This is a genomic window from Herbaspirillum sp. WGmk3 (genome assembly GCF_023952535.1).
Taxonomy (GTDB): domain Bacteria; phylum Pseudomonadota; class Gammaproteobacteria; order Burkholderiales; family Burkholderiaceae_D; genus Herbaspirillum; species Herbaspirillum huttiense.
In genome coordinates, this window is sequence record NZ_JAKYWT010000007.1 from 174,520 (window position 1) to 199,502 (window position 24,983).

The window sequence follows — 24,983 nt, forward strand, 5'->3', positions numbered from 1 at the left end:
GCACCCCGTATTGCAACCCGGCAATGGTCGGAGCAAGGGGCGCGGGCCGCCAGTGTACCAGCGGCCAATGGTGCTCACACCTGCGCGATGCATTTTGGGTGGTGCAAGTGTCGGTCCGGCACGGCAGAATGCCGCCCGACAAGGACAAACGGCCGCCGCGGTGGATGTTCGCGGCAGCCGTTCGGCGCGGGTATGTCAGGGTGATGCAGGCAATCAAGTGTCAGGAAGTGTCAGGAGCGCAACGCGTCCGGGCTTCCTGCAGGCATCAGACGCCCCACAGGATGTCGTAATTGCCCTTCTTGGCTTCGCGCAGCATGTCCAGCAGCGGATAGGCGCGTGCCGAGAAGCTGACCGGCTCGATCTTTTCGTGGTTGTGGTCGTCGACGTCGGCGTTGTGGTGGGCGTTGACGTCACGCGCCAGCGCTTCGGCCGCTTCATGCGACTTGCTGGCGTTGATCTGCTGTTCCAGCAGAGTGATGGCGTCACCGGCCTCGGCGGCGGTGATCACGCCACGGGCAGGATCCTTGTGCAACAGGTCCAGAATGGGTTTGGCGTGCGACTCATACATCACCACATCGGCAGCCGCTTTTGATTTGAAGGTAATCAGCATATTTCCTCAGGGTCTTTGATTGATAACGTTTTTTGGGGCAGGCCCGCCAAGGCGGGCGCGCTGGAAATGCGCTGCAGACTGCATCCGCATTTCTGCGGGAATGCCTGTTTGGAGAGTCAGGCAGGACAAGAATACCCCGGTAGCCGGAATATTGTCATCCGGCTCGGCCCCGCTCAGGTTGGTTTGAAAGAGCTGAAAAAGGTTTCAATATTTTCCTCGGTGAAGGCCTTTTGCTCCCCCACGATGAGAATCTGGTACACCCGCCGCTCACGCACCGCCAGCCGGGCGACCAGCCGCAGAGGGCGGCCGCGGGACACGCCCCGCGCGTCCAGGTCCAGCGTGCGCGCCAGGCCCGTGGTCTTGCCCGGCCACACCGGCGTGCCCTGCGGCTGGCCGCCGATGTTGTTGAGCAGGGCGGTGCGCATTGCCTCCAGCGCCCGGTTGGCCGCGGCCGCATCGGGCAGTTCGGCCGTTCCCACGGCGAAGGTGAGGCCGACGACTTCGGCGGCGGTCATGCTCATGTCGACCTTGGGGCCGTCCAGGTCGACCGGGCGCGTCACGCTGGCCGGCTTGGCGGGCAGGAGCACCACGAAATGTGCGCCGTTGTCGCTGGCTTCACGCCAGTTGTAGCGCGGAGAGCAGGCCGCCAGGCACAGGCAGGCCAAGGACAGCAACAGCAGGGCAGGACGAAGGCGGCGCATGGGAAGGGTCCGGAACGGGGAGAGGGGCATCATATCAAAGCCGGTTTGAGGCACATATGAAGCAAATAGCGCGATTGTCCGATGGCCGTACGGCAATTCTTGCGGTATAAGAACGCATCGAAACGGAACCCTTTCCCGATATGAACCAAGATAACCAAACCGGCCTGCCGGAACTGACCCTGCGCGGGATGCTGCTGGGCGCGCTCATCACGGTGGTCTTCACCGCTTCCAACGTGTATCTCGGGCTGAAGGTCGGCCTGACCTTTTCCTCGGCGATCCCCGCAGCGGTGATCTCGATGGCGGTCTTGCGCCTGTTTTCCAATGCCAACATCCTGGAAAACAACATGGTGCAGACCCAGGCCTCGGCGGCCGGCACGCTCTCCTCCATCATCTTCATCCTGCCCGGCCTGGTGATGATGGGCCACTGGCAGGGCTTCCCCTTCCTGCAGACGCTGGGCATCTGCGCCGCCGGCGGCATGCTGGGGGTGATGTTCTCCATCCCGCTGCGCCGGGTGATGGTGGTGCAGAGCGCGCTGCCCTATCCGGAAGGCGTGGCGGCCGCGGAGATCCTGCGCGTGGGCAGCGCCGACGCCGAGGGCGGCGAGGAAACCCGGCGCGGTCTGCGTGACATCCTCTTCGGCGGCACAATTGCAGCAGCCTTCAGCGTGATCGCCAGCGGACTGAAGCTGTTTGCCGAAAGCATCAGCCTCTGGTTCACCGCCGGTGCTTCGGTGGTCCGCCTGACCATGGGCTTCTCGCTGGCCCTGGTGGGCGCGGGTTACATGATTGGCATCGTCTCCGGCATCGCCATCCTGATCGGCCTGGTAATCGCCTGGGGTGTGGCCGTGCCTTATCTCACCGCCGTCACCCCGCATGCGGCCGATGTCGCCCTGTCGGACTTTGCCAACGGATTGTGGAAGAGCCAGGTACGCTTCATCGGTGCCGGCATGATCGGCGTGGCTGCAGTGTGGACCCTGGCCACCCTTTTCAAGCCCATGCTGGAAGGCGTGAAGGCCTCGCTGTCGACGCTCTCGCGCCGTCAGCAGGGCAGCACCGAGCGCACCGACCAGGATATGTCGCCGCGCTGGATCATCGTCATCAGCCTGGCCATGATTGCGCTGCTGGCGGTGGTGTTCGCGTCCTTCCTGTCCGAAGCACCGGTGTCGCCTGCGCTGTTCATCGGGCTGATCGTCTATGCGGTGGTGTTTGCCTTCATCTTCGGCTTCCTGGTGGCGGCGGCTTGCGGCTACATGGCCGGGCTGATCGGCTCCTCCTCCAGCCCGATCTCGGGTATCGGCATCGTGGCCGTGATCCTGGTGTCGGTCCTGCTGCTGGTCTCGGGCGCAGTCGATCCGCTGCTGGCCACGCCCGAAGGCAGCAAGCTGGCCATCGCGGTGGCGCTGTTCGTCACCGCGGCCATCATTGCGGTGGCGGCCATCGCCAATGACAACCTGCAAGACTTGAAGACCGGCCAACTGGTCGGCGCCACCCCCTGGCGCCAGCAGGTGGCGCTGCTGGTCGGTTGCGTGGTGGGCGCGCTCATCATCCCGCCGGTGCTGAACCTGCTCTACAACGCCTATGGCTTCACCGGTGCCCTGCCGCGCGCGGGCATGGATGCAGCCCAGGCCCTGGCGGCTCCGCAGGCGACCCTGATGACGGCCATTGCCACCGGTATCTTCACCCGCGAGCTGAACTGGACCATGCTGGGTGTCGGCGTGGCACTGGGCATCGTGCTCATCGTGATCGACTGGCTGCTGGCCCGCCGGGGCGGCGTGGCGCGCTTGCCGGTACTGGCCGTGGGCATCGGCATCTACCTGCCGCCGATGGTCAGCAGCGCCCTGTTCCTGGGGGCGGTCCTGGGCTGGCTGATCGAACGCGCACTGCGCCGCCGGGCACTGGCCGCCGGTGCGGATCTGGAAGCCTATGCCGACAAGCCGCGCCAGCGCGGCATCCTGGTGGCCTCAGGCCTGATCGTGGGGGAAAGCCTGGTGGGTGTGCTGCTGGCCGCCATCATCGGCTTTACCGGCAAGGATGCGCCGCTGGCCGTGGTGTCGGGGGCGTTTGAATCGACCGGGCAGTGGCTGGGCCTGGTTGCGCTGGTGCTGGTGCTGATCGCGTTTGCGCGCCGCATCCTGCCGTCACGTTGACGTTAGCGGGAATGCGCTGCTGGTGGTGCTTCAGTGCACCCACCAGTAGCGCAGGATATGAAAGAAAATCGGTGCCGAGAAACTGATCGAATCGACCCGGTCCAGCATGCCGCCATGGCCTTCGATCATGGCACCCCAGTCCTTGAGTCCGCGGTCACGCTTGATCGCCGACAGCACGAATCCCCCGAAGAAGCCCAGAATGTTGATGGTCAGCGCCACCAGCGCCGCCTGCCACACATTGAAAGGCGTGATCCAGTACAGCGCTGCCCCGACGGCGGTGGACGTCAGCACGCCCCCGACCAAGCCTTCCAGCGTCTTGGAAGGTGAAATCTGCGGGGCCAGCTTGCGCTTGCCGAACAGCTTGCCCCACACGTACTGGAACACATCACTGGATTGCACCGTCAGCACCAGGAACACGATGAGTTGCAGGTTGCGGCCTTCGAAGCCCTCGATGGGCAGCGTCAGCAGGGCCGGCACGTGCGAGATGCAGTAGACGCAGATCATCAGCCCCCACTGCACCTTGGCCGCACGCTCCAGGAAATGCTTGGTATCGGTGGAGAGCGAGGCCGAGATCGGCAGCAGCAGGAAGGCGTAGACCGGGATCAGGATGGAGAACAGGCCATACCAGTCCATCCCGATGAGCACGTACTGCAGCGGCAGGAACACGAAGAAGCACCACAGCAGCGCCCGATGGTCGCCCACGCGGGTGTAGGTGACGGAAATGAATTCACGCAGCGCCTGCAGCGAGATGAAGGCAAACAGCACCACCACGCCGGTCTTGCCGATCCAGAACGCGATGGCCAGCGCGCCGATCATCCACCACCAGGCCTTGATGCGGGCATTGAGATTGTCGATGACGCTGCTGCTGCGTCCGGCCAGCCGCCAGCGCAGCAGGCCACCAACCGAACTGGCCAGGGCGAGGACGGCGAACACGCCGCCAAACAGGGCGATGAGGGTATCTTGAGGAGTCATGGTCGTTCGTCGCGGATCATTCGGCCACGGGGGCCAGGGCGAGCAGGGCCTGGCGGGTGCGGGCCAGGAATTGTTCCTTGCTTTCGTCGGGGCGCAGCATCAAGGGCTCGCCGAAGCTGAGGGTGCAGAGCAGCGGCAGCGGCACCAGATGGCCTTTGGGCATGGCCCGGCCGAGGTTCTCGATCCACACCGGCACCAGTTCCACTTCCGGATGCGCGCAGGCCAGGTGATACAGGCCGCTCTTGAAGGGCAGCAGGCCCTCGTCCAGGTTGCGCGTGCCTTCCGGGAACAGGATCAGCGATTCACCACCGGCCAGCACCTGGCCCATCACGCCGATGGGATCGGCGCTGCGGCCAGCCTGGCGGTCCACCAGTACACCCCGGAAGACCCGATTGATCACATAGCGCCGCACGGCACTGCTGAGCCAGTAGTCCGAGCCGGCCACTGGCCGGGTGCGCTTGCGCATGGCGCGCGGCAGCATGCTCCAGACCAGCACGAAATCACCGTGGCTGCGGTGGTTGGGATAGTAGACACGCAGCTTGCCGGGATCGGGCGCGGCAAACCAGCGGGCGCGCACGCCCGTGAGGACGCGGGCGAAGGTGCAGATGGCGGAGGCGAAGAGGCGGTCGATCAGCATACAAATTCAGTTTTCAAGGATCAGGAAAGGAACAGTAACGCCAGGGTGACCACCCAGGCCACCACCTGCAAAGCCAGGTATCGGACCTGATTCTTCACCAGGCGGCGTACCCCGGCGATGCGTTGCGCCAGCGGGCGCGGCGCCGCACCGGCTTTGGGCCAAAGACCGCTGTCTGCGAGGGCCAGGTCAAAGGCAGCCAGATCGTCCTGCGGTGGATTTCCCTGGTGCCAGCGGCGCGCCCATGAGGTGAAGATGGGGACATCGAAGGCGCAGCGCAGCGCGAAACTGCATTCGGCGATCCCGAACACGATGGACAGCGCCAGCGCAGCCCAGACTGCAGGGCCGCCTGGATGCAAGACCAGCAGGACCAGCGCGCAGAGGCTGAGCAGGCGGCTGGTGTTGTCCAGCGGACGGCTCACGGCCAGGATTGCCAGGGCAATGTCGGCCTGGTGGGCTGCCTGCTGCGCAGCTGGGGCGTTTTCAGGCGGGAGGCCTTGATGAGCGGCATCGTTGGCGGCATCGCTGCCGGATCCTTGGCGCAGGTCAGACATGGCGTTCTCCCTTCAGCAACTGCTGCTCGACCTCCCGCAGGCGTTCCCGCAGCGCGGCGTTGATGACCACCGTGGGGCGGCGTTCGGCCAATAGCGCGAGAGCAGAGTCCATGTCGGGACAGCGTCCGCTCAGGCACAGCCAGGTCGCCACTGCAGCAGCGCTGCGCGAATAGCCCAGCGCACAGGCCACCAGCACGGGTCCATGGCTGCGCAGCGATTCGATGCTGCGGGCGGCCGCCAGCAATTGGTCGGCGTCGGGGGCGACCAGGTCCAGCCAGGCATGGCCGGCATAAGCCCACGGACCGCGCGGGGCGGGCAGTTCGGCGCAGAGGTCGCACAGGGCGGCGAACGGGCTGGCGCGCAGCTCGGCAGCGCTTGGCAAGCGGCCCAGCCAGACATCCCCGGTGATGGGATCTGGCTGCGGACGGCGGCGGGTCCACAGGCGGGCATTGATCCAGGCACCCAATACATGTGGAGCCAGCAACCAGGTGACGGCCAGCGACCGGCGGCCGTCGTGCTTCTGGAAACCGGCGGCACCGGCATGGGCGTAATTCCACGCCACGATGGCCAAGGACAAGGCCAGCCAGCCTAGCGGGGCGGCCAGGGCGCGCACGAGAATCGCCAGCGCCAGTGCCAGCAAGGCTCCCAGCGCGTAGGCCAGCGCCAGACGCATGCGTCGCGCACTGCGCTGGCCGCTGCGGCGCAGCGGCGTACCTCCCTCATCCGGCCACAGCCACAGGCAGAACAGGCCCAGCATGGCACCGGTCGGGATATCAATGAAGTGATGCTGCCAGGTCGTCAGCACGGACAGGCCGATCAGCAGCGCCCAGCCATGGATGACCAGCTGCCAGAACCAGTGCGTGCGCAGCCGGGCGAACTGGACCCAGATCAGCACCAGCAGTGCGATATGCAGCGAGGGGGCTTGGTTGAAGGGCAGGTCGAAGGCCGCCAGCGAGGCGAAGAGCGCGCCAAACAGTCCGTCGGTGGCCGGCCGCACGAAGGCAAAGCGCAGCGGAAAGGCCAGGAAGCAGGCCACCGCGATCAGCTGCGTCGTCAGCAGCCGCAGCGCGTGGCGATCGGTCTCGCGCGGGGTGCGGCAGCACAGGAAGGAAAATCCGTAGAGCAGGTCGATGGACCAATAGGGCAGGATGGTCCAGGGCAGGAAGGGAATATGACGCTCCCAGCCATAGAAGAAGCTGGGCACGCTGGCGCGCGCGGCGGCTGCATGGTTGGCGAAGCCATAGCTGAGGAAGAACAGCGGCCCCAGCAACAGCAGCCAGGCCACGCCGCGCTTCCACGGCAGCGGCGTGGCCGGTGCTGCCGCGGGCAGCAGGCGGTCGGCCTGGCTCATGCGGCCTTGCGCCGGGCCAGCGAGACGGTAAAGATGCCCCACTGGTCGATGCGCTGTTCGATCTTCTCGAACCCCGCTTCGGCCACCAACTGGTCCATCTCGGCTTGCGTGCGGCGGCGCATGACCCAGGCCTGGCCGCCGCGATGGCTGGTCAGGGCGCGGGCGATCAGTTCCAGTTGCGGATGCCAGGGCTGGCCGGTGTAGACCAGATAGCCACCCGGCGCGATGGCATCGGCCAGTCCGGCCAGGGAGGTGGCCACGGCGTCATTGTCCGGGAACAGTTCGTACAGGCCGGAGACGATGCCCACCGTCGGGCGCGGCGTGACGGCGGCCAGGCTGGCGCGGTCGAAGGCGTCTCCCTGCACGAAGCGGGCGATGTCGGCGAGGCCCTTGTCGGCAATCAGCGCCGTGCCTTGCTGCACATTCAGTTCGCTGTAGTCGCGCAGCAGGATGGAGTGGGGACGCGGTCCCTGGCCCAGCGCTTCCAGCACGTAGCGGCCATGGCCGGCGGCGATGTCAAGCACGTGCAGCGGCTGTCCCTCGGCCTGCAGGCGGGCCAGGGCCGTGCGCAGCAATTCTTCCACATGCAGCTTGCGCTGGCGGATGCCTTTCCAGCCGATCGCGTCCAGATACTGGCGATCGATGGCGCGGCCCAGCGCACCGACGCCTTCGGGCGTGTTGCGGTAGACGTAATCGAGCGTGCTGCCCGAATCAAAACCGGTACGATGTCCGAGCGCCACGCCCTTGGAGAGCAGGCCGCCCAGCTTCATGTTGGCGCGGTAACCGGCCCAGTACAGCCCCTTGGGGCTGAGAGCGGGCAGCGGCGCGGACAGCTGGCGCGACTCCTCGAAGGTCGGGCCCTGGCGGTGCGACTGGCGCAGGTCCGGACGGGCCCAGGCTTGGGAGAATTGACGCAGGATGAATTCACGCGCCAGGTCGGTGGCGATCTTGCGGTCCTTCTCGCCGAAGGTGTCGTGATAGAAGCCGGGGAGGACGTGCTTTTCCTTCACTGGTGTGCCCAGGCGTGCGAAGAAATCGTGCTGGGGGCCGTGGTGCACCACCCAGTCCGCGCCGGATATGAGCAATTGCGTGGGAATGGTGATGGCCTGGGCATCGGCGACCACGCGTTCGGCCGCTTCATACAGCGCCAGCAGGATATTCACGGAGATCGGACGGCTGATCAGCGGATCGCTGTCGTAGGAGGCCTGGCGTTGCCGGTCGTGGGTCAGATACTTCGCCTTGACATAGCTGTTGACGAAGAAATTGCCACGCAGCTTCTGCTGCAGGGCCAGTCCCGGACGGGCGAAGGGAACATAAAGCTTCACCTTGAAGGCGGGCGAGGCCAGCACCAGGCAGCGTACGCGGGGCGCGTAGTCATGCGCCCAGGTCGAGACCAGCACCGCGCCCACGCTCTGGGCCAGCACGGCCATGTCTTCCTCGGCCACCTGCCACTGGTCGCGCAGATGGTGGATGAAGGTTTGCACGTCCCGCACCGAGTGCGCAAAGCTCGGGGAATAGCCACGCGGGCCGGGCGAACGGCCATGGCCGCGCGCATCCCAGGCATAGAAATCGAAATCGGAGAGGCCGAGTTCATCGACCAGATGCTCCATGCGCCCGCCGTGCTCGTGGCCGCGATGGAACATGACGACAGCGCCCCGCCGCTGCGCGCCGGTGGCCGGCCAGCGGCGATAGAACAGGGATTGGCCGTCGTGGGTGGTGAACTGGTGTTCCTGGCAGGATCGTGTCATGGGTGGGGGGCGGCGCGCAGGCCGCTGCGGATGCGGTTGACGATATTGAGGAGGATGGCGGCGACAGCCAGCGGCAGCACCCAGAAGATCCAGCCCGGGAGGCTGCCGGCCAGTCCCAGCCACAAGCCCAGCGCGCCGAACAGGAAGGCGCGGTCGCTCTTGCCCATGGGGCCGTCGTACTGGCGCGGCGCACCGACCATGGGGCCGAGCGCCCCGGTCATCTCCGACACCGCCGACAGGAAGATCACTCCGCCCACGCTGGCCCAGCCAAACGGGGCCACCAGCGCAAAGGGCAGGTACAGGGCGGCATCGGAGACGACGTCGGTCAGCTCGTTGAGATAGGCCCCCAGCGCCGACTGCTGCCCGAATTCACGCGCCAGCATGCCATCGACGGCATTGAAGGCCATGCGCAGGAACATCCACAGCGGCAGCAGCAGGAACAGCGCCGGCCGCTGTGGCCCGGCCACGAACAGCAGCGCGCCCAGTGCCAGCGAGACCAGCATGGCCAGCACGGTGACCGCATTGGCCGTCACGCCGGCCTCGGCCAGGGCACGCACCATCGGCCGCAAGAGTGCCTGAAAGCGGGGTTTGAGTTGATAGATGCTGATCATGCGGCACCTGCCGCACGGTCGTCGGGGAGGGAAGAGGGCATGGGGGATCGTCCTTGTTGTCGATTCTGATTTGTTATTTGTTGTATCGGGCGAAGCTCACCTTAGGCAACGCAATGACGATTTCTGTTCCCGGCTGATGCGAGCAGAAGTTGAAATCGAGTGAATGAAAGGGGAGTTCTCGTCGCCGTTCGAGGCGTGCGTTGACTGAATGTCATCGGCTTTGGCGCCGTTGCCGCAGGCAGGCGAGGGAGAAGGCGACGCAGCGATGCGCTCCCGGTGAGCGCATCGTTACGTCGGGAAGTGAGGCGGGGGCGGGTCAGCGGCGCTGGATCAGCATATGGACGGCCAGTCCGGCCAGCACGCTGCCCATCAGCCAGCGCTGCAGGCGTTGCCAGTGTGGACGGCCAGCCAGCAGGGCCGAGATGGAAGCCGCTGAGAAGGTGATCACGGCGTTCATGCTGACGCCGACCACGATCTGCGTCAGGCCCAGGGCGAAGGACTGGAGCAGTACGCTGCCGTGCTCGGGCTGGATGAATTGCGGTAGCAGCGACAGATACATCACGGCGATCTTGGGATTGAGCAGGCTGGTCAGCAGACCCATGCTGAAGAGTTTGCGGGGGCTGTCCGGGGGCAGGGGGCGCAGGGCAAACGGCGATCGGCCGCCTGGCTTGAGGGCTTGCCAGGCCAGGTAGAGCAGGTAGAGCGCTCCCGCCAGGCGCAGCGCGTCGTAGGCCAGGGGCAGGGTCATCAGCAGGGCGCTGATGCCCAGCGCGGTACAGAGCATGTAGAACACCAGCCCCAGCGCGATTCCGGCCAGCGAGATCAACCCGGCCTTGCGGCCCTGGCAGACCGAACGCGAGACCAGATAAAGCATGTTGGGGCCGGGGGTGAGCACCATGCCCAGGCAGAGGGCGGCGAAGGCCAGCAGGGTGGAGACAGTGGGCATGGCGATGATCCTCTTTCGGTCGGCAGGTGGGGGGCGGCAGTCAATGCCGTGTGAATTGCAAGGCTAAGGCCCGGCCGGCCGAGGGAGAAGATACAGACGGTGCTCTTGCATGGCGCAACAGGGGAACGCCCTTGTCTGTTGGTACAGCTCGGCTACCGCTCAATTCGTGGTCAGCATCCGCCGGTATTGCACTGCCTCGGCCACATGCGCCTGTGTGATCACATCGGACTCCGCCAGATCGGCGATGGTGCGCGCCAGTTTCAGCACCCGGTGATAGGCCCGCGCCGACCAGTTCAGCCGCAGCATGGCGGCTTGCAGCAGTTGGCCCGCCGCCACATCGTGCTGGCAGTGCCGGTCGATCTCGCTGCCACTAAGCTGGCTGTTGGGTTTGCCCTGGCGTTGCCGCTGGCGTTCAAAGGCGTGCGCCACCCGCTCCGCGATGGCGGCGCTGGTTTCGCCCGGCTGCTGGACGGCCAGTTCGGCGGGGCTCAGGGCGTTGACGTGCAGTTGCATGTCGATGCGGTCCAGCAGCGGGCCGGACAAGCGCGCCTGGTAGCGCTTGACCAGTTCCGGCGTGCAGCGGCAGCGGCCCTGGCTGTCGCCATACTGTCCGCACGGACAGGGATTCATGGCCGCGATCAACTGGAATCGTGCCGGGAATTGCGCCTGCCGCGCCGCCCGCGAGATCACGATGTGGCCGGACTCCATCGGCTGGCGCAGCACATCCAGCACGCTGCGGGGATATTCGGCGATCTCATCCAGGAACAGGACCCCATGATGCGCCAGCGAGATTTCACCCGGCCTGGGCGAACTGCCACCGCCGACCAGTGCCACGGCGGAGGCGGTGTGGTGCGGCGCCCGATAAGGCCGCTGCCGCCAGCGTGCGATGTCGAAACTGCCGCTCAAGGATTGCACCGCGGCGGATTCCAGCGCTTCGTCCTGCGTCATCGGCGGCAGGATCCCGGGAAAGCGGGTCGCCAGCATCGACTTGCCGGCACCGGGCGGGCCAACCAGCAGCAGGCTGTGCTGGCCCGCCGCGGCCACTTCCATGGCGCGCCGCGCCTGCAATTGCCCCTTGATATCGCTGAAATCCGGATAGGCCGCCCGCTTGCCGACCGGCTGCGGCTGGTGCCGCTGCAGCCGGGCGGCGGGATCGCGCGTGCTGAAGTGGGTGCAGACCTCCAGCAAGGAGGTCGCCGGGAGGATTTGCGCCTCGGGCAGCAGTGCGGCTTCGTCGGCATTGGCGGCCGGCAGGATGAAGCTGCGCCGGTGGCCATCCTGCTGCTGCTCGCGCTGCATGGCGCAGGTCATGGCCAGCGCGCCGCGAATGGGCAGCAGCTGGCCCGACAGCGACAGTTCGCCGGCATATTCGTGGTCGTCCAGACGATCCGCAGGCATCTGTTCGGAGGCGGCCAGGATGCCCAGGGCGATGGGCAGGTCGAAGCGCCCGGAGTCCTTGGGCAGGTCGGCGGGGGCCAGGTTGACGGTAATGCGGCGGGCGGGGAATTCAAACCGGGCGTTTTGCAGCGCCGCCCGGACGCGGTCCTTGGCTTCCTTCACCTCGGCCTCGGGGAGTCCGACGATGGTGAAGGCCGGCAAGCCATTGGCCAGATGCACCTCGACCGTCACCGGCGGGGCGCTCATGCCGGCCAGGGCGCGGCTGCGCAAGACTGCCAGGCTCATCGCGATGAACCCGGCAGCTGGTCAGCAGAAAGAAGGGAAGGGGGAGGGAAAGAGAAAAGTGTCCGGGCCAGGGTCATGGATTCTGTTTTTGCTGAGCCTCAAGCTCGGCAACACGCGCTTCCAGCGCCTCCAGGCGGGCACGGGTCTTGGCCAGTACCTGGGCCTGGACGTCGAATTCCTCGCGCGTGACCAGGTCCAGCTTGGCAAAACCCTGACTCAGCATGGCCTTGACGTTCTTCTCGATGTCCTTGGCCGGAGAGTTCTCGATCGCCTTGTTGATCTTGGATTGCAGGTCTTCAAAAAATGGGGGCTTGTCCATGTCGGATCTCCTTGGCAGATAGCTGTACTGCAAGTTTAGCGGTTTCCCGCCCATCCTCCTACCGGGATGTCCCGCTGAGACCGCATTTTTGCCAACAGGTGCCGGCCAGCGCTTCAAAACGGGCAGAAAACGCGCTGAAATGCAGTGAATTTTCCTGCAGGAAATGCTCCGACTTGGTGATCTTTGCTTCGCCCGCCACCCGCGCACCAAAATGTGTTCGCCGCGTTTGATGCAGGATTGATAAAAAACCATCAATATCGCACCAGCAGCGTGCATTTGGGTGGCGCATGCACTATTTTGAAGCTGATCTCGAAAAAAATCGTTGCAAATCTCTGGTTTCACGCAAAAAGACAAGTCTGCCTTGCCGAACGGACATGGCACGGCTCCTGCTAATGAGTCTGAGCAAAGACAAAAAAACCGACTTTATTGTTAAAACATAAACCAGAGGGAAAGTCATGAAGAAACTGATTCTTGCAACAGCCATCGCCGCATCCTTCGTTTCTACCGTGGCCCGCGCAGAAGACGCCAAGCCGGACAATGAACTGAGCTTCAACGCTGCCGTGGTGAGCGACTACCGCTATCGTGGCCTGACCCAGACCCGCTTTGATCCGGCCCTGCAGGTTGGCGCTGACTACACGCACAACCCGACCGGCCTCTACGCCGGGACCTGGCTGACCAACATCAAGTGGATCAAGGACGCGGGCACCCTGACCGGTACCGACACCAAGGGTGACGTCGAGTGGGACATCTACGGCGGCAAGCGCGGCGACATCGGCGGCGGCTTCACCTATGACGTCGGCGGCCTGTACTACTACTACCCGGGCAACACCCTGGCCAACAGCGGTGCCAAGAACGCCAACACCTTCGAACTGTATGGCCAGGTCGGCTACGGTCCGGCTTACTTCAAGTATTCGCAATCGCTGACCAACCTGTTCGGCGCCGTCAACAGCAAGTACAGCCAGTACTTCGACCTGGGTGCCAACATCGAGACCTACTACGGCGTGATGCTGGGTCTGCACGTCGGTCACCAGAGCGTGCGCGGCAACCCCAACGACTTCAGCTACACCGACTGGAAGATCGGCCTGTCCAAGACCTTCGACGAGGCAGCCGGCATCACCCTGGGCCTGGCCTACGTCGGTACCGACCTGAAGGACGGCGTGACCACCACCCCGGCATCGGATGGCGCCAAGAACGTCGGCAAGAACGGCTTCGTCTTCTCCATCAGCAAAACTTTCTAACAAGAGGTTCGTATGAAACTGATCACTGCGATCATCAAACCGTTCAAGCTGGATGAGGTGCGTGAAGCCCTCTCGGCCATCGGTGTGCAAGGCATCACCGTGACTGAAGTCAAGGGCTTCGGTCGTCAGAAAGGCCATACCGAGCTGTATCGCGGTGCCGAGTATGTGGTGGATTTCCTGCCCAAGACCAAGATCGAGGCCGCCGTGGACGACGCCATCGTCGAACGCGCCCTGGAAGCCATCGAGACCGCCGCCCGCACCGGCAAGATCGGCGACGGCAAGATCTTCGTCCAGGACTTGCTGGACGTGATCCGTATCCGTACCGGCGAGACCGGTAAAGACGCTCTGTAAAAAAGGGGAATTCTAATGAGCATGAAGAAAATGTTTTCCGGCGCGCTCGCCATTGGCGCGCTGTTGTTGGCGGTAGGTTTTACCGCTCCGGCCCAGGCGCAGGACGCGCCCAAGCCTGAAGCTGCAGCGGCCACCGCCGCTGCCCCGGCCGCTGCCGCTCCGGCTGCGCCCAAGGCTGAAGCAGCTGCCCCGGCTGCCGCTGCCCCTGCAGCGCCGGCCGCAGCCGCTGCTGCTCCGGCTCCGGTCCCCAACAAGGGCGACACCGCCTGGATGCTGGTGTGTACCGCTTTCGTCATCCTGATGACCCTGCCGGGCCTGGGCCTGTTCTACGGCGGCCTGGTGCGCAGCAAGAACATGCTGTCGGTGCTGATGCAGTGCTTCATGATCTTCTCGTTGATCTACATCCTGTGGTTCGTCTACGGCTACAGTATCGCGTTCACCGAGGGCAGCGCCTTCTTCGGCGGCTTTGATCGCCTGTTCCTGCACGGCCTGACCGGTGACTCCAACACCGCTACCTTCAGCAAGGGCGTGGTCATTCCGGAACTGGTCTTCGTCGCCTTCCAGGGTGCGTTTGCCGCCATCACCGTGGCGCTGATCATCGGTGCCTTCGCCGAGCGCGTGAAGTTCTCCGCCGTGATCCTGTTCTCGATCCTGTGGTTCACCTTCTCCTACCTGCCGATGGCCCACATGGTCTGGTTCTGGCCGGGTCCGGACGCCTTCACCGATACCGCCGCCGCTGAAAAGGCGACCGCCATCTCGGGCTGGCTGTTCCAGAAGGGCGCGCTGGATTACGCTGGTGGCACCGTGGTGCACATCAATGCCGCCATCGCCGGCCTGGTGGGTTCCTACGTGATCGGCAAGCGTATCGGTTTCGGCAAGGAAGCCTTCAAGCCGCATAGCCTGACCCTGACCATGGTCGGTGCCTCGCTGCTGTGGTTCGGCTGGTTCGGCTTCAACGCCGGCTCCGGTCTGGAAGCCAACGGCACTGCTGCCCTGGCCTTCGTCAACACCATCCTGGCCACTGCTGCCGCGGTCCTGTCCTGGAGCTTCGGCGAATGGATCGGCAAGGGCAAGCCCTCCATGCTGGGTGCTGCTTCGGGTGCCGTCGCCGGTCTGGTGGCGATCACCCCGGCGGCCGGCTTCGTGGGCGTCATCGGTGCCGTGGTCATGGGCCTGCTGGCCGGCCTGCTGTGCCTGTGGGGCGTGAGCGGCCTGAAGAAGATCCTGGGTTCGGACGATGCACTTGACGTCTTCGGCGTGCACGGCGTGGGCGGCATCCTGGGCGCCATCCTGACCGGCGTGTTCGCAGCGCCCAGCCTGGGCGGCACCGGCATCTACGACTACGTGGCCAACGCCGTTGCTCCGGATTACTCCATCGGCGGCCAGGTCTGGATCCAGTTCCAGGGCGTGCTGACCACCGTGATCCTGTCGGGTGTGGTTTCCTTCATCGCCTACAAGATCGTCGACGTCGTCATCGGCCTGCGTGTGACCGAGGAAGAAGAACGCGAAGGCCTGGACATCTCCAGCCACGGCGAATCGGCCTACCACTAAGCATCTGTCGTACTGAGTCTGCAGTATTCCTTCGGGGCTGGAAACGGCCTCTTTACAAGGCACCTTCGGGTGCCTTTTTTCATTTGCAGGCTTCACGACATGAAGAGGATGCAAGCTTGCCAGGGAGTCAAGCTGTCGTTTTTTTGCCATTTCCTTCAGGTAAAGCGGTTTCCTGATGCATTGCCGCGTCGCAGGGGGATAATTCCCGAGTATTTGAGTCGGACTCTTTAAAATGCCGCCATCATCGCCATGTGAACACTCCCGGCCACGCCTTTGCAGCGATCGTGGCCGGATCCCGGCTTTGCTGAAATGGCAACAGCGGCGTCTACTGCGTCGCAACACGGTTTCAGGAATCCGCTAAAATCGAAGCTCGCTGCCGGCATTTACATATTGTTAAGGTCTTTTATGGTCCCGCATCTCGTCACCGCTCTGAATGGTCCCCTGCTGGAGCTGGAGAAGAAAATCCTGGGTGCCACGCCGGCCATCGAACGCTGGTTCCGCATGGAGTGGCAGGAGCACACGCCGCCCTTCTATTGCTCGGTGGACCTGCGCAATGCCGGTTTCAAGCTGGCACCGGTCGATACCAACCTGTTCCCGGGCGGCTTCAACAACCTCTCGCCGGAAATGCTGCCGCTGGCGGTGCAAGCGGCCATGGCGGCCATCGAGAAATACTGCCCGGATGCACGCAACCTGCTGCTGATCCCCGAAACCCAGCCCGGCAATACCTTCTACCTGCAGAACATCGGCCGCCTGATGCAGATCTTCCGCCAGACCGGGCTGAACGTGCGCCTGGGTACGCTGGCCCAAGGCGCAACGAAGCCGCAGCAGATCGAACTGCCCGACGGCACCCACATTACGCTGGAACCGCTGGAGCGCTCGGCCAACGGCCGCCGCCTGGGCCTGAAGAACTTCGACCCCTGTACGGTGCTGCTCAACAATGACCTCTCCAGTGGCATACCCTCGGTGCTGGAAGGGCTGCATGAACAAAGCGTCCTGCCGCCGCTGCACGCGGGCTGGGCGCTGCGCCGCAAGAGCAACCACTTTGCCGCCTACGATGAAGTGGTGAAGAAGTTTTCCAAAATGGTCGAGGTCGACCCCTGGATGCTCAACCCGCTCTTCGCCAAGGTCAGCGACATCGATTTCCAGGAGAACACCGGCACCGACGCGCTGGCCGACAGCGTGTCCTCGCTGCTGTCGAAAATCCGCAAGAAGTACAAGGAATACGGCATCAAGGAACAGCCCTTCGTCTTCATCAAGGCCAATGCCGGCACCTATGGCATGGGCATCATGGCGGTCAAGGATGCCAGCGAGATCAAGGACCTCAACCGCAAGCAGCGCACCGGCATGCTGGCCGGCAAGGAAGGCCTGGAAGTCTCGGAAGTGATCGTGCAGGAAGGTGTGCACTCCTTCGAGCGCATCAACCAGGCCGTGGCCGAGCCGGTGGTCTACATGATCGACCGCTATGTGGTGGGCGGTTTCTACCGCGTGCACGCCGAACGTGGCGTGAACGAAAACCTGAACGCCCCCGGCGCGCACTTCGTGCCGCTGGCGTTCGCCCAGCAGCATGCCCTGCCTGACATGCATGCCAAGCCGGGCACGGCCGCACCCAACCGTTTCTACATGTATGGCGTGGTGGCGCGACTGGCGCTGCTGGCCGCTTCGGTGGAGATGGAAAAGACCGACCCCAACCCGGAAGTTTATTAATATCGCGCCTTTGCCAGGCTCAACAGGACCCCAGCCTCATGAAAATCGCTTTCCTCGCCGATCCTCTGGATACGTTCAAGACGTACAAGGATTCCACCTTCGCCATGATGCGCGAGGCCGCACGCCGCGGACACAGCATCTACGCCTTCGAACAGGGCGACCTGGTGCTGGAAAACGGCCTGGTGACTGCCAATGCCTTCAAGATCACGCTGACCGGCGAGGCCGATGACTGGTACCGTGCCGACAAGCCGGCGTCGTCCTTCCTCTCCGAATTCGATGCGGTGATCGTGCGCAAGGATCCGCCCTTCGACATGGAGTACATCTACACGACGTACTTGCTGGAGCTGGCCGAGAAGCAGGGGGCGCGCGTATTCAACAAGCCGGCTGCCATTCGCAGCCACAACGAGAAACTGGCCATTGCCCAGTTCCCGCAGTACACCGCGCCGACCCTGGTCACGCGCGACGCCAAGCGCCTGCGCGCCTTCCACGACGAGCACCAGGACGTGATCCTGAAGCCGCTCGATGGCATGGGCGGCATGGGCATCTTCCGCGTCAAGGCCGATGGCATGAATCTGGGCTCCATCATCGAAACCCTGACCGACAACGGTCAACGCACGATCATGGCGCAGCGTTTCATTCCCCAGATCAGCGCAGGCGACAAGCGCATTCTCCTGATCGGCGGCAAGGTGGTGCCCAATGTGCTGGCACGCATTCCGCAGGGCAACGAGGTGCGCGGCAACCTGGCCGCAGGCGGTCTGGGCAAAGCGCAGCCGGCATCGGCTCGCGACATCGAGATCGGCGAGGCTTTGGGGCCGATCTTGTATCAACGTGGCCTGTTACTGGTAGGATTGGACGCTATCGGCGACTATCTCACCGAAATCAACGTCACCAGCCCGACCTGCTTCCAGGAAATTACCCAGCAGACCGGCTTTGATGTGGCGGCGATGTTCGTGGACGCGCTGGAGGCAGCCGCAGGGGCAGCAGAGGTTACAGGGTCGGTCGGATAATGGGATCGACAGAGCATGACGGGCTGCTCGGGGAAAAGCGCGTCGCATCAGATGGCAACAATTCCATGGTTGGTATTCTTCTCTTGACGCACGCCCCGCTGGGGCAAGCTTTCCTGGCCGCCGCCACGCACGTTTTCCGCGGCCGCCCCGAACGGATGGAGGCGATCGACGTGATCGCCGACCAGAACCCGGCGGAAGTGCAAAAACTGGCCATCGAGGCGGTCGGACGCCTCGATGATGGCAGCGGCGTACTGGTTATCACCGATGTGATGGGCGGCACGCCCTCCAACTGTACGGGCTTCCTGTGCGGCTTGGGCAACGTCCAGGTGATCGCCGGCATCAGCCTGCCCATGCTGCTGCGGGCGCTGACCTACCGTAACGATACGCTGGATGTGGTGGTGGAAATGGCGCTGGCAGGGGGCCAGAATGGTGCGGTGCGGATCGACAACCGCATCCGGGTGGCGGCCTCGGCCTGAACCTTGCTTGCCCGGCGGCATCGAACCGCGCCAATACGATAAAAACGAAAGCAGAACATGATTCAAAAAGAACTCGAAATCGTCAACAAGCTGGGCCTGCATGCACGCGCCTCGGCCAAGCTGACCCAACTGGCCGGCAAGTTCAAGAGCGAAGTCTGGCTGACCTTCAACAAGCGCCGCGTCAATGCCAAGTCCATCATGGGCGTGATGATGCTGGCCGCTGGCAAGGGCAGCATCGTCACCCTGGAAACCAACGGCGCCGATGAGCAGGAATGCTTCACCGCCCTGGAAGCGCTGATCGCCGACAAGTTCGGCGAAGGCCAGTAAGCCCCTTCACCGCGCTCGCGGTATTGCGCCGCAGCACCGCGGCGCGGCTGGAATGCTTCTTGCGATATGTCAAGGCCCGCGCACTTCCTGTGCGGGCTGAAACAATGTTCATATACGCTGCCTGTCCATCTGTCTTCAGTGTGTCGCGCCCGGTCCTGATTGCCAAACCGTACATTGTTCGGTAACTTGCTCCAGCTACCGCGCGCAGGCAACACGGCGGACTATAAGAAAACAGGCAGGAGATACGCGATGGCTTCATTCAGCTTACATGGAATCGCGGTGTCGCAAGGCATCGCCATCGGACGCGCGCACTTGATGGCGCCGGCTGCACTGGACGTCAAACACTACCTGATCGCGCCCGACCAGGTCGAGGCCGAGATCGGGCGCTTGCGCAGCGCGGTCAAGGCGGTGCACCAGGAACTTCATATCATCCGCTCGGAATTGCCCAAGGATGCGCCGCCCGAGCTGGGCGCGTTCATTGATGTGCATTCGCTCATTTTGTCGGATCCGATGCTGGCCGAGGTGCCGCAGGACATCATCCGGCACCGCTACTACAACGCCGAATGGGCGCTGGTGACCCAGATCGAGGAATTGTCGGCCCAGTTCGACGAGATCGAAGATCCTTACCTGCGCGAGCGCAAGGCCGACATCCAGCAGGTCGGCGAGCGCATCCTCAAGATCCTGACCGGTAGCGCCACCCACCTGCCGCCCACCGGCGAGGCCGCCGCCAACATCATCGTGGTGGCCCACGACATCTCGCCGGCCGACATGCTGCAGTTCCGCGAGAGCGCCTTCGCCGGCTTCGTCACCGACCTGGGCGGTCCCAACTCGCACACCGCCATCGTGGCGCGCAGCCTGGCCATTCCGGCAGCGGTCGGCATGCACAATGCGTCGGTGCTGGTGAAGCATGACGATGTGCTCATCATCGATGGCGACGCCGGTGTGGTCATTGTCGATCCTTCCCCGCTGGTATTGGCGCAGTACCGCGCGCGGCAGGAACGGCTGCTGCGCGAGCGGAAGAAACTTTCACGTCTCAAGAAAACCCCGGCCATCACTCAGGATGGCGAGCCGATCACGCTCCTGGCCAACATCGAGCTGCCCAACGATGCCGCCAACGCCTTCGAGGCGGGCGCGATGGGTATCGGGCTGTTCCGGTCGGAATTCCTGTTCATGGGACGGGCCGGGCATCTGGAGAAATTCCCCAGCGAGGATGAGCAGTTCGAATCCTACAAGCAGGCCGTCATTGCCATGAAGGGCAGGGTGGTCACCATCCGTACCCTGGACGTGGGGGCCGACAAGCCGCTGGACGAGGATGAAGAAACCGCCCTGAACCCGGCGCTGGGTTTGCGCGCCATCCGCTACTGCCTGTCCGAGCCGCAGATGTTCCTGACGCAGCTGCGGGCCATCCTGCGGGCGTCGGCCTATGGTCCGATCAAGCTGCTGGTGCCGATGATGGCGCATGCCTTCGAGATCGACCAGACCCTGGCCATGATCGAACAGGCCAAGCAGCAGCTGCGCGACCGCAAGCAGAAGTTCGATGAAGAGATCCCGGTCGGTGCCATGATCGAGATTCCGGCGGCGGCTTTGGCGCTGCCCTTGTTCATCAAGCGGCTGGACTTCCTTTCCATCGGCACCAACGACCTGATCCAGTACACCCTGGCCATTGACCGCGTGGACCATGAGGTGGCGCATCTCTACGATCCCCTGCATCCGGCGGTGCTGTTCCTGCTCTCGACCGTGATTGCCCAAGGCCGCAAGGCGGGCATTCCGGTCTCGGTGTGCGGCGAAATGGCCGGTGACCTGAAATGGACGCGCTTGCTCTTGGGCATGGGGCTGCTGGAGTTCTCCATGCATCCTTCGCAGATTTTGTCGGTGAAGAACGAGATCCTCAACAGCGACTTGCGCCTGCTGGAACCGCAGGTCAAGAAGGTCCTGCGTGCCACCGAGCCCGCCGCCATCAGTGCGGCCATGGCGCAGTTGCAAGCCTTGCACGCCGAGCCGGCCGTGGCTGAAGCCAAGGTGGCGGCGCGCCGCCGTTAACCGCAAGGGAGCCGGGCAGGGCCGTTTGACGGGCCTGCCCGACTTGGGTATTCTTACGCCACTGCGCCGATTTGAACGGTTTGACCAACTTCAGCTTGCGGGCGCCGGGATCCTGATCCCATCTAAATGCGGCTAAAGCGAGCTTGGATCAGCTGTTCCTCCCAAGACTGCCCCGCCCCATCGATGAGCGAGCCCGCAAGCACTGCTTCCGGGCTTTTTTGTTGCCCGCGCACGAGACTGGCCACCCGCCCGGCGAAGCGACCGCCAATGCCGCTCCCCGGAGCCGGCTGGCGCCGAGTCACTTACGCAGAACAATCATGTCGATCGGAATCGTATCGCCCCAGGTCATGCATTTCGCCGAGCCGCTGCCGCTGCAAAGCGGTGCCGCGCTGGCGGACTACTCGCTGACCTATGAAACCTACGGCACCTTGAATGCCGACAAATCCAATGCCGTGCTGGTCTGCCATGCGCTCAATGCTTCACATCACGTGGCTGGCGTCTACGCCGACGCCCCGGACAACGTGGGCTGGTGGGACAACATGGTCGGTCCCGGCAAATCGCTGGACACCGACCGCTTCTTCGTCATTGGCGTGAACAACCTGGGGTCCTGTTTTGGCTCGACCGGGCCGATGCACCCGAACCCGGCTACCGGCCAGCCCTATGGTGCAGACTTCCCGGTGGTGACGGTGGAAGACTGGGTCAACGCCCAGGCGCGCCTGGCCGACCGCCTCGGCATCACCTGTTTCGCCGCCGTCATGGGTGGCTCGCTGGGCGGCATGCAGGCGCTGGCCTGGAGCATGATGTATCCGGACCGCCTGCGCCACTGTCTGGTGATCGCCTCCACGCCCAAGCTGTCGGCGCAGAACATCGCCTTCAATGACGTCGCGCGCCAGGCCATCCTGACCGATCCGCAGTACCACGGCGGCGATTTCTATGCGCATGGCGTGGTGCCCAAGAACGGCCTGCGGGTGGCGCGCATGGTGGGCCACATCACCTATCTGTCGGACGACGACATGGCCGAGAAATTCGGCCGTGACCTGCGTTCGGGCGAGTACCAGTTCGGCTACGGGGTGGATTTCGAGATCGAATCCTATCTGCGCTACCAGGGCGACAAGTTCTCGACCTACTTCGACGCCAACACCTATCTGCTGATCACCAAGGCGCTGGACTACTTCGATCCTGCGCGCGAATTCGGCGGCGACCTGGCGCGCGCTTTCGCCCGCACGAAGGCCAAGTTCCTGCTGGTGTCCTTCACGACCGACTGGCGCTTCTCGCCCGAACGCAGCCGCGAGATGGTGCAGGCGCTGGTGGCCAACAAGCGCCGCGTGAGCTATGCCGAAATCGACGCCCCGCACGGGCATGACGCTTTCCTGCTGGACGATGCGCGCTACATGAAGGTGGTGCGCGAGTACTACGGAAGCATCTGGACTGAACTGCAGCAGGAGGGCCGCGCATGACTTTCGAACAATTGAGCGCGCTGCGCCCCGACCTGGCCTTCATCGCCCACTGGGTGCGCGAGAAGTCGCAGGTGCTGGATCTGGGCTGCGGCGATGGCGTGATGCTGGACTATCTGCAATCCGACAAGGGCTGCTCGGGTTATGGTGTGGAGATCGACGATGAGCAGATCCCCAAGTGCGTGGCGCGCAATGTCTCGGTGATCCAGCAGGACCTGAACGGCGGTCTGGCCATGTTCGAGGACAATGCCTTCGATACCGTGCTGTGCCTGTCGGCGCTGCAGATGGTCAAGGATGTGGAGGGGACCTTGCGCGAGATTGCCCGCGTCGGGCGCGAGGTGACGGTGTCCTTCCCCAACTTCGCCTACTGGCCGCACCGCGTGGCGCTGCTGCGCGGACGCATGCCGGTGTCCAGGAGCCTGCCCTACCAGTGGTACGATACGCCGAACCTGCGCTGCGCCACGATCAGGGACTTTGAGGCGCTGGCCAACGAGCTGGGCCTGGAAGTGCTGGAATGCGTGGCCTTGAAGGATGGCAAGCCGGTGCGCTACTTCCCGAACTGGCGCGGCAGCCTGGCGGTCTTCCGGCTGCGCAAGAAATAAGCTGGAATCGCATCGACAGGTTTTTGCAAAAAGCTTCACCATGCCCCGCAGACGCCGGTCCGGCAGTGCCTATCGCTGGCGACCGGCGTTTTTTGTTTCATGTTTCGCGTTTTTCGAGCTGATCCGCCCATGACCGCACCCGCCGCTTCCTGGCAGCAATACCTGAACCGGCGCATGCTGATCTGCGTCTTCCTCGGATTCACTTCCGGCCTTCCGCTGTTCATCCTGTTGAGCCTGTTGCAGGCCTGGCTGGCCAAGTCCGGCTTGAACGTCAAGACGCTCGGGCTGTTTGCGCTGGTGATGTTCCCCTACACCTGGAAGTTCGTCTGGTCGCCGCTGATGGACCGCTTCCACTTCGGCCGCATGGGCCGCCGGCGCGGCTGGATGGTGTTCACCCAGCTGCTGCTGTTCCTCGCCATCGGCGGCATGGGCATGCTCGATCCGCTCACTGACGTGAGTGCGATTGCCTTCATGGCCTCGGTGGTGGCCTTCCTCTCGGCCAGCCAGGACATTGCCATCGATGCCTATCGGCGCGAGATCCTGCCCGAAGCCGAGCTGGGCCTGGGCAGCGCCATCCACGTCAATGCCTACAAGCTCTCCGGCATGGTGCCGGGCGCGCTGTCGCTGGTGCTGGCCGACCAGATGCCATGGCCGACCGTGTTCTGGATCACTGCAGCCTTCATGCTGCCGGGGCTGCTGTGCTCGCTGGTGGTGAAGGAGCCGAAGGTCTACGGGACGCCACCCAAGAGCCTGACTGAAGCCGTGGTGCTGCCTTTCCGCGAATTCATCGCCCGGGGCGGCTGGGGCAATGCGCTGTGGGTGCTGGGCTTCATCTTCCTCTACAAGCTGGGCGACAGCATGGCCACGGCGCTGGCCACCAAGTTCTACATCGACCTCGGCTTCTCGATGACGGAGATCGGCGTGGTCTCCAAGACGACCAGCCTGTGGGCCAGCGTGGCCGGCGGCATCATCGGCGGCATCTGGATGGTACGGCTGGGCATCAATCGCGGGCTGTGGGTGTTCGGGGTACTGCAGGCGGTACCCATCCTCGGGTTTGCCTGGCTGGCCCACGTCGGTGCCAGCCTGCCGGTGCTGGCGGTGGTGATCGGGCTGGAAGCCTTTGGTGTGGGCCTGGGGACCACGGCCTTCGTCGCCTACATCATGCGCGAGACCGATCCACGCTACACCGCCACGCAGTTTGCTTTGTTCACCAGTTTGATGGCCGTGCCTCGAACTTTTGTGAATTCTTCGGTGGGTTACATCGTCGCCGACACCGGCTGGTTAAATTTTTTTCTAATTTGTTTCGTTCTGGCCTTGCCTGGAATGCTGATGTTGCCTAGAATTGCGCCCTGGAATGAAAAGCCGGTTGAGTCGCAGACACAAAAAGCCTGAAGATTCGAAAAAACGTCGCGGGTCGTTCCTCTGAGCAATATCCGGCAGTTGATAAAATATTTTGCCCCGAAGCGAAAATTTAGTTGACAGTCCAGAGATGTTCCTCTATAGTTTTGAGTTCCCTGCACGGAGAGGTGGCCGAGTGGTTAATGGCAGCAGACTGTAAATCTGCCCTCTTACGAGTACGCTGGTTCGAATCCAGCCCTCTCCACCATTAGGCCGGGAGTCAAAGCGGTCTGCAGTACATACGCGATCGAAAGACGCGGCGGTTGTGAAGTGAACGTTGTTTCCTCGCGGGTGTAGCTCAATGGTAGAGCTGAAGCCTTCCAAGCTTAAGACGAGGGTTCGATTCCCTTCACCCGCTCCAAGTTTTGGTCCGGTTGCATGTTTGGTTGTTGTGCAGTCGGAAAAATGCCCTTGTAGCTCAGTGGTAGAGCACTCCCTTGGTAAGGGAGAGGCCACGTGTTCAATCCACGTCAAGGGCACCAGTTTCTCGTCGTATCGCTGACAAGTCAGTAATCAGTCGGGCGTGTTGCCTGGACATTCTCATCAAATTTAGGAGTCT

The 24,983-nt window shown here is 63.7% G+C and carries 24 protein-coding genes and 3 tRNA genes; 15 read left to right on the forward strand and 12 right to left on the reverse strand.

The annotated features are described in order from the left end of the window. Positions 1-265 precede the first annotated feature (265 nt). On the reverse strand, positions 266-610 hold the full coding sequence (locus MKD49_RS23600; RefSeq protein ID WP_039790503.1) for a DUF1840 domain-containing protein: 345 nt from the start codon (positions 608-610) through the stop codon (positions 266-268). A 173-nt stretch (positions 611-783) separates the two neighbouring features. Beyond that, positions 784-1,311, reverse strand: coding sequence for a hypothetical protein (locus tag MKD49_RS23605; RefSeq protein ID WP_252697531.1), 528 nt, complete (start codon positions 1,309-1,311; stop codon positions 784-786). Between the two features lie 140 nt (positions 1,312-1,451). On the opposite strand from MKD49_RS23605, the gene MKD49_RS23610 reads away from it, so the two are divergent. After that, positions 1,452-3,458, forward strand: a complete 2,007-nt coding sequence (locus MKD49_RS23610; protein WP_034334977.1) for an OPT family oligopeptide transporter — start codon at positions 1,452-1,454, stop codon at positions 3,456-3,458. Positions 3,459-3,488: 30 nt separating this feature from the next. Here the strand turns inward: MKD49_RS23610 and MKD49_RS23615 are convergent, their stop codons facing one another. From MKD49_RS23615 to MKD49_RS23660, 10 genes are all read right to left on the reverse strand, one after another. Further along, positions 3,489-4,430, reverse strand: a complete 942-nt coding sequence (locus MKD49_RS23615) for a phosphatidate cytidylyltransferase (RefSeq protein ID WP_121037242.1) — start codon at positions 4,428-4,430, stop codon at positions 3,489-3,491. Between the two features lie 16 nt (positions 4,431-4,446). Further along, positions 4,447-5,067: a 1-acyl-sn-glycerol-3-phosphate acyltransferase gene (locus tag MKD49_RS23620; RefSeq protein ID WP_084320412.1), complete on the reverse strand. Its 621-nt coding sequence runs from the start codon at positions 5,065-5,067 to the stop codon at positions 4,447-4,449. A 20-nt stretch (positions 5,068-5,087) separates the two neighbouring features. Then, a complete protein-coding gene (locus MKD49_RS23625; RefSeq protein WP_252697532.1) occupies positions 5,088-5,618 on the reverse strand; it encodes a hypothetical protein in 531 nt (176 codons plus the stop codon). Beyond that, positions 5,611-6,969 carry a phosphatase PAP2/dual specificity phosphatase family protein gene (locus MKD49_RS23630; protein ID WP_252697533.1) on the reverse strand — a complete coding sequence of 453 codons (1,359 nt, stop codon included), beginning with the start codon at positions 6,967-6,969 and terminating at the stop codon, positions 5,611-5,613. The genes MKD49_RS23625 and MKD49_RS23630 overlap by 8 nt, the downstream gene beginning before the upstream one ends. Beyond that, positions 6,966-8,717 carry a bifunctional alpha/beta hydrolase/class I SAM-dependent methyltransferase gene (locus MKD49_RS23635; RefSeq protein ID WP_252697534.1) on the reverse strand — a complete coding sequence of 584 codons (1,752 nt, stop codon included), beginning with the start codon at positions 8,715-8,717 and terminating at the stop codon, positions 6,966-6,968. The genes MKD49_RS23630 and MKD49_RS23635 overlap by 4 nt, the downstream gene beginning before the upstream one ends. Further along, a complete protein-coding gene (locus tag MKD49_RS23640) occupies positions 8,714-9,328 on the reverse strand; it encodes a CDP-alcohol phosphatidyltransferase family protein (protein WP_121037236.1) in 615 nt (204 codons plus the stop codon). The genes MKD49_RS23635 and MKD49_RS23640 overlap by 4 nt, the downstream gene beginning before the upstream one ends. 316 nt (positions 9,329-9,644) lie before the next feature. Continuing rightward, positions 9,645-10,274: a LysE family translocator gene (locus MKD49_RS23645; protein WP_134137604.1), complete on the reverse strand. Its 630-nt coding sequence runs from the start codon at positions 10,272-10,274 to the stop codon at positions 9,645-9,647. Between the two features lie 159 nt (positions 10,275-10,433). Beyond that, a complete protein-coding gene (locus MKD49_RS23650; RefSeq protein WP_252697535.1) occupies positions 10,434-11,957 on the reverse strand; it encodes a YifB family Mg chelatase-like AAA ATPase in 1,524 nt (507 codons plus the stop codon). 73 nt (positions 11,958-12,030) lie between these two features. Beyond that, the gene (locus tag MKD49_RS23655; protein ID WP_121037228.1) at positions 12,031-12,276 is read right to left on the reverse strand and encodes an accessory factor UbiK family protein; all 246 of its coding nucleotides are present in this window, start codon (positions 12,274-12,276) and stop codon (positions 12,031-12,033) included. A 58-nt stretch (positions 12,277-12,334) separates the two neighbouring features. Continuing rightward, positions 12,335-12,565 carry a hypothetical protein gene (locus MKD49_RS23660; RefSeq protein ID WP_134134533.1) on the reverse strand — a complete coding sequence of 77 codons (231 nt, stop codon included), beginning with the start codon at positions 12,563-12,565 and terminating at the stop codon, positions 12,335-12,337. A 166-nt stretch (positions 12,566-12,731) separates the two neighbouring features. Between MKD49_RS23660 and MKD49_RS23665 the strand changes: the two genes are divergently transcribed. The 14 genes from MKD49_RS23665 (at position 12,732) to MKD49_RS23730 (ending at position 24,906) form a co-directional block, all read left to right on the forward strand. Then, entirely contained in the window at positions 12,732-13,514 is a 783-nt protein-coding gene (locus MKD49_RS23665) for a TorF family putative porin (protein WP_034334997.1), read from the forward strand. A gap of 12 nt (positions 13,515-13,526) precedes the next feature. Next, positions 13,527-13,865 carry a P-II family nitrogen regulator gene (locus MKD49_RS23670; RefSeq protein ID WP_006713297.1) on the forward strand — a complete coding sequence of 113 codons (339 nt, stop codon included), beginning with the start codon at positions 13,527-13,529 and terminating at the stop codon, positions 13,863-13,865. 15 nt (positions 13,866-13,880) lie between these two features. Next, positions 13,881-15,416, forward strand: coding sequence for an ammonium transporter (locus MKD49_RS23675; protein ID WP_134134532.1), 1,536 nt, complete (start codon positions 13,881-13,883; stop codon positions 15,414-15,416). 405 nt (positions 15,417-15,821) lie between these two features. Next, positions 15,822-17,120, forward strand: a complete 1,299-nt coding sequence (gshA, locus tag MKD49_RS23680) for a glutamate--cysteine ligase (protein ID WP_034335012.1) — start codon at positions 15,822-15,824, stop codon at positions 17,118-17,120. A 38-nt stretch (positions 17,121-17,158) separates the two neighbouring features. Beyond that, on the forward strand, positions 17,159-18,127 hold the full coding sequence (gene gshB, locus MKD49_RS23685) for a glutathione synthase (RefSeq protein WP_039790493.1): 969 nt from the start codon (positions 17,159-17,161) through the stop codon (positions 18,125-18,127). Between the two features lie 65 nt (positions 18,128-18,192). Further along, entirely contained in the window at positions 18,193-18,603 is a 411-nt protein-coding gene (locus MKD49_RS23690) for a PTS sugar transporter subunit IIA (RefSeq protein WP_008334083.1), read from the forward strand. Between the two features lie 57 nt (positions 18,604-18,660). Then, the gene (locus tag MKD49_RS23695) at positions 18,661-18,930 is read left to right on the forward strand and encodes an HPr family phosphocarrier protein (protein ID WP_034335020.1); all 270 of its coding nucleotides are present in this window, start codon (positions 18,661-18,663) and stop codon (positions 18,928-18,930) included. Between the two features lie 249 nt (positions 18,931-19,179). Next, entirely contained in the window at positions 19,180-20,970 is a 1,791-nt protein-coding gene (gene ptsP, locus MKD49_RS23700; RefSeq protein WP_252697536.1) for a phosphoenolpyruvate--protein phosphotransferase, read from the forward strand. A gap of 317 nt (positions 20,971-21,287) precedes the next feature. Next, entirely contained in the window at positions 21,288-22,427 is a 1,140-nt protein-coding gene (locus MKD49_RS23705; protein WP_209569967.1) for a homoserine O-acetyltransferase, read from the forward strand. Further along, positions 22,424-23,026: a methionine biosynthesis protein MetW gene (gene metW / locus MKD49_RS23710; protein WP_034337480.1), complete on the forward strand. Its 603-nt coding sequence runs from the start codon at positions 22,424-22,426 to the stop codon at positions 23,024-23,026. Before MKD49_RS23705 ends, metW begins: the two co-directional genes overlap by 4 nt. A 129-nt stretch (positions 23,027-23,155) precedes the next feature. Next, positions 23,156-24,418: an AmpG family muropeptide MFS transporter gene (locus tag MKD49_RS23715; RefSeq protein WP_209585359.1), complete on the forward strand. Its 1,263-nt coding sequence runs from the start codon at positions 23,156-23,158 to the stop codon at positions 24,416-24,418. A gap of 128 nt (positions 24,419-24,546) precedes the next feature. Further along, positions 24,547-24,632 (forward strand) — tRNA-Tyr (locus MKD49_RS23720). A gap of 79 nt (positions 24,633-24,711) precedes the next feature. Then, positions 24,712-24,785: transfer RNA gene (locus MKD49_RS23725), tRNA-Gly, on the forward strand. 46 nt (positions 24,786-24,831) lie between these two features. Next, positions 24,832-24,906 (forward strand) — tRNA-Thr (locus MKD49_RS23730). The last annotated feature ends 77 nt before the right edge of the window (positions 24,907-24,983 follow it).

Bases quoted from the DNA above. Each gene is read 5' to 3' on its own strand.
- MKD49_RS23600 (WP_039790503.1), bottom strand. From the start codon at position 610: ATGCTGATTACCTTCAAATCAAAAGCGGCTGCCGATGTGGTGATGTAT.
- MKD49_RS23605 (WP_252697531.1), bottom strand. From the start codon at position 1,311: ATGCGCCGCCTTCGTCCTGCCCTGCTGTTGCTGTCCTTGGCCTGCCTG.
- MKD49_RS23610 (WP_034334977.1), top strand. From the start codon at position 1,452: ATGAACCAAGATAACCAAACCGGCCTGCCGGAACTGACCCTGCGCGGG.
- MKD49_RS23615 (WP_121037242.1), bottom strand. From the start codon at position 4,430: ATGACTCCTCAAGATACCCTCATCGCCCTGTTTGGCGGCGTGTTCGCC.
- MKD49_RS23620 (WP_084320412.1), bottom strand. From the start codon at position 5,067: ATGCTGATCGACCGCCTCTTCGCCTCCGCCATCTGCACCTTCGCCCGC.
- MKD49_RS23625 (WP_252697532.1), bottom strand. From the start codon at position 5,618: ATGTCTGACCTGCGCCAAGGATCCGGCAGCGATGCCGCCAACGATGCC.
- MKD49_RS23630 (WP_252697533.1), bottom strand. From the start codon at position 6,969: ATGAGCCAGGCCGACCGCCTGCTGCCCGCGGCAGCACCGGCCACGCCG.
- MKD49_RS23635 (WP_252697534.1), bottom strand. From the start codon at position 8,717: ATGACACGATCCTGCCAGGAACACCAGTTCACCACCCACGACGGCCAA.
- MKD49_RS23640 (WP_121037236.1), bottom strand. From the start codon at position 9,328: ATGATCAGCATCTATCAACTCAAACCCCGCTTTCAGGCACTCTTGCGG.
- MKD49_RS23645 (WP_134137604.1), bottom strand. From the start codon at position 10,274: ATGCCCACTGTCTCCACCCTGCTGGCCTTCGCCGCCCTCTGCCTGGGC.
- MKD49_RS23650 (WP_252697535.1), bottom strand. From the start codon at position 11,957: ATGAGCCTGGCAGTCTTGCGCAGCCGCGCCCTGGCCGGCATGAGCGCC.
- MKD49_RS23655 (WP_121037228.1), bottom strand. From the start codon at position 12,276: ATGGACAAGCCCCCATTTTTTGAAGACCTGCAATCCAAGATCAACAAG.
- MKD49_RS23660 (WP_134134533.1), bottom strand. From the start codon at position 12,565: ATGCGCCACCCAAATGCACGCTGCTGGTGCGATATTGATGGTTTTTTA.
- MKD49_RS23665 (WP_034334997.1), top strand. From the start codon at position 12,732: ATGAAGAAACTGATTCTTGCAACAGCCATCGCCGCATCCTTCGTTTCT.
- MKD49_RS23670 (WP_006713297.1), top strand. From the start codon at position 13,527: ATGAAACTGATCACTGCGATCATCAAACCGTTCAAGCTGGATGAGGTG.
- MKD49_RS23675 (WP_134134532.1), top strand. From the start codon at position 13,881: ATGAGCATGAAGAAAATGTTTTCCGGCGCGCTCGCCATTGGCGCGCTG.
- gshA (WP_034335012.1), top strand. From the start codon at position 15,822: ATGGTCCCGCATCTCGTCACCGCTCTGAATGGTCCCCTGCTGGAGCTG.
- gshB (WP_039790493.1), top strand. From the start codon at position 17,159: ATGAAAATCGCTTTCCTCGCCGATCCTCTGGATACGTTCAAGACGTAC.
- MKD49_RS23690 (WP_008334083.1), top strand. From the start codon at position 18,193: ATGGTTGGTATTCTTCTCTTGACGCACGCCCCGCTGGGGCAAGCTTTC.
- MKD49_RS23695 (WP_034335020.1), top strand. From the start codon at position 18,661: ATGATTCAAAAAGAACTCGAAATCGTCAACAAGCTGGGCCTGCATGCA.
- ptsP (WP_252697536.1), top strand. From the start codon at position 19,180: ATGGCTTCATTCAGCTTACATGGAATCGCGGTGTCGCAAGGCATCGCC.
- MKD49_RS23705 (WP_209569967.1), top strand. From the start codon at position 21,288: ATGTCGATCGGAATCGTATCGCCCCAGGTCATGCATTTCGCCGAGCCG.
- metW (WP_034337480.1), top strand. From the start codon at position 22,424: ATGACTTTCGAACAATTGAGCGCGCTGCGCCCCGACCTGGCCTTCATC.
- MKD49_RS23715 (WP_209585359.1), top strand. From the start codon at position 23,156: ATGACCGCACCCGCCGCTTCCTGGCAGCAATACCTGAACCGGCGCATG.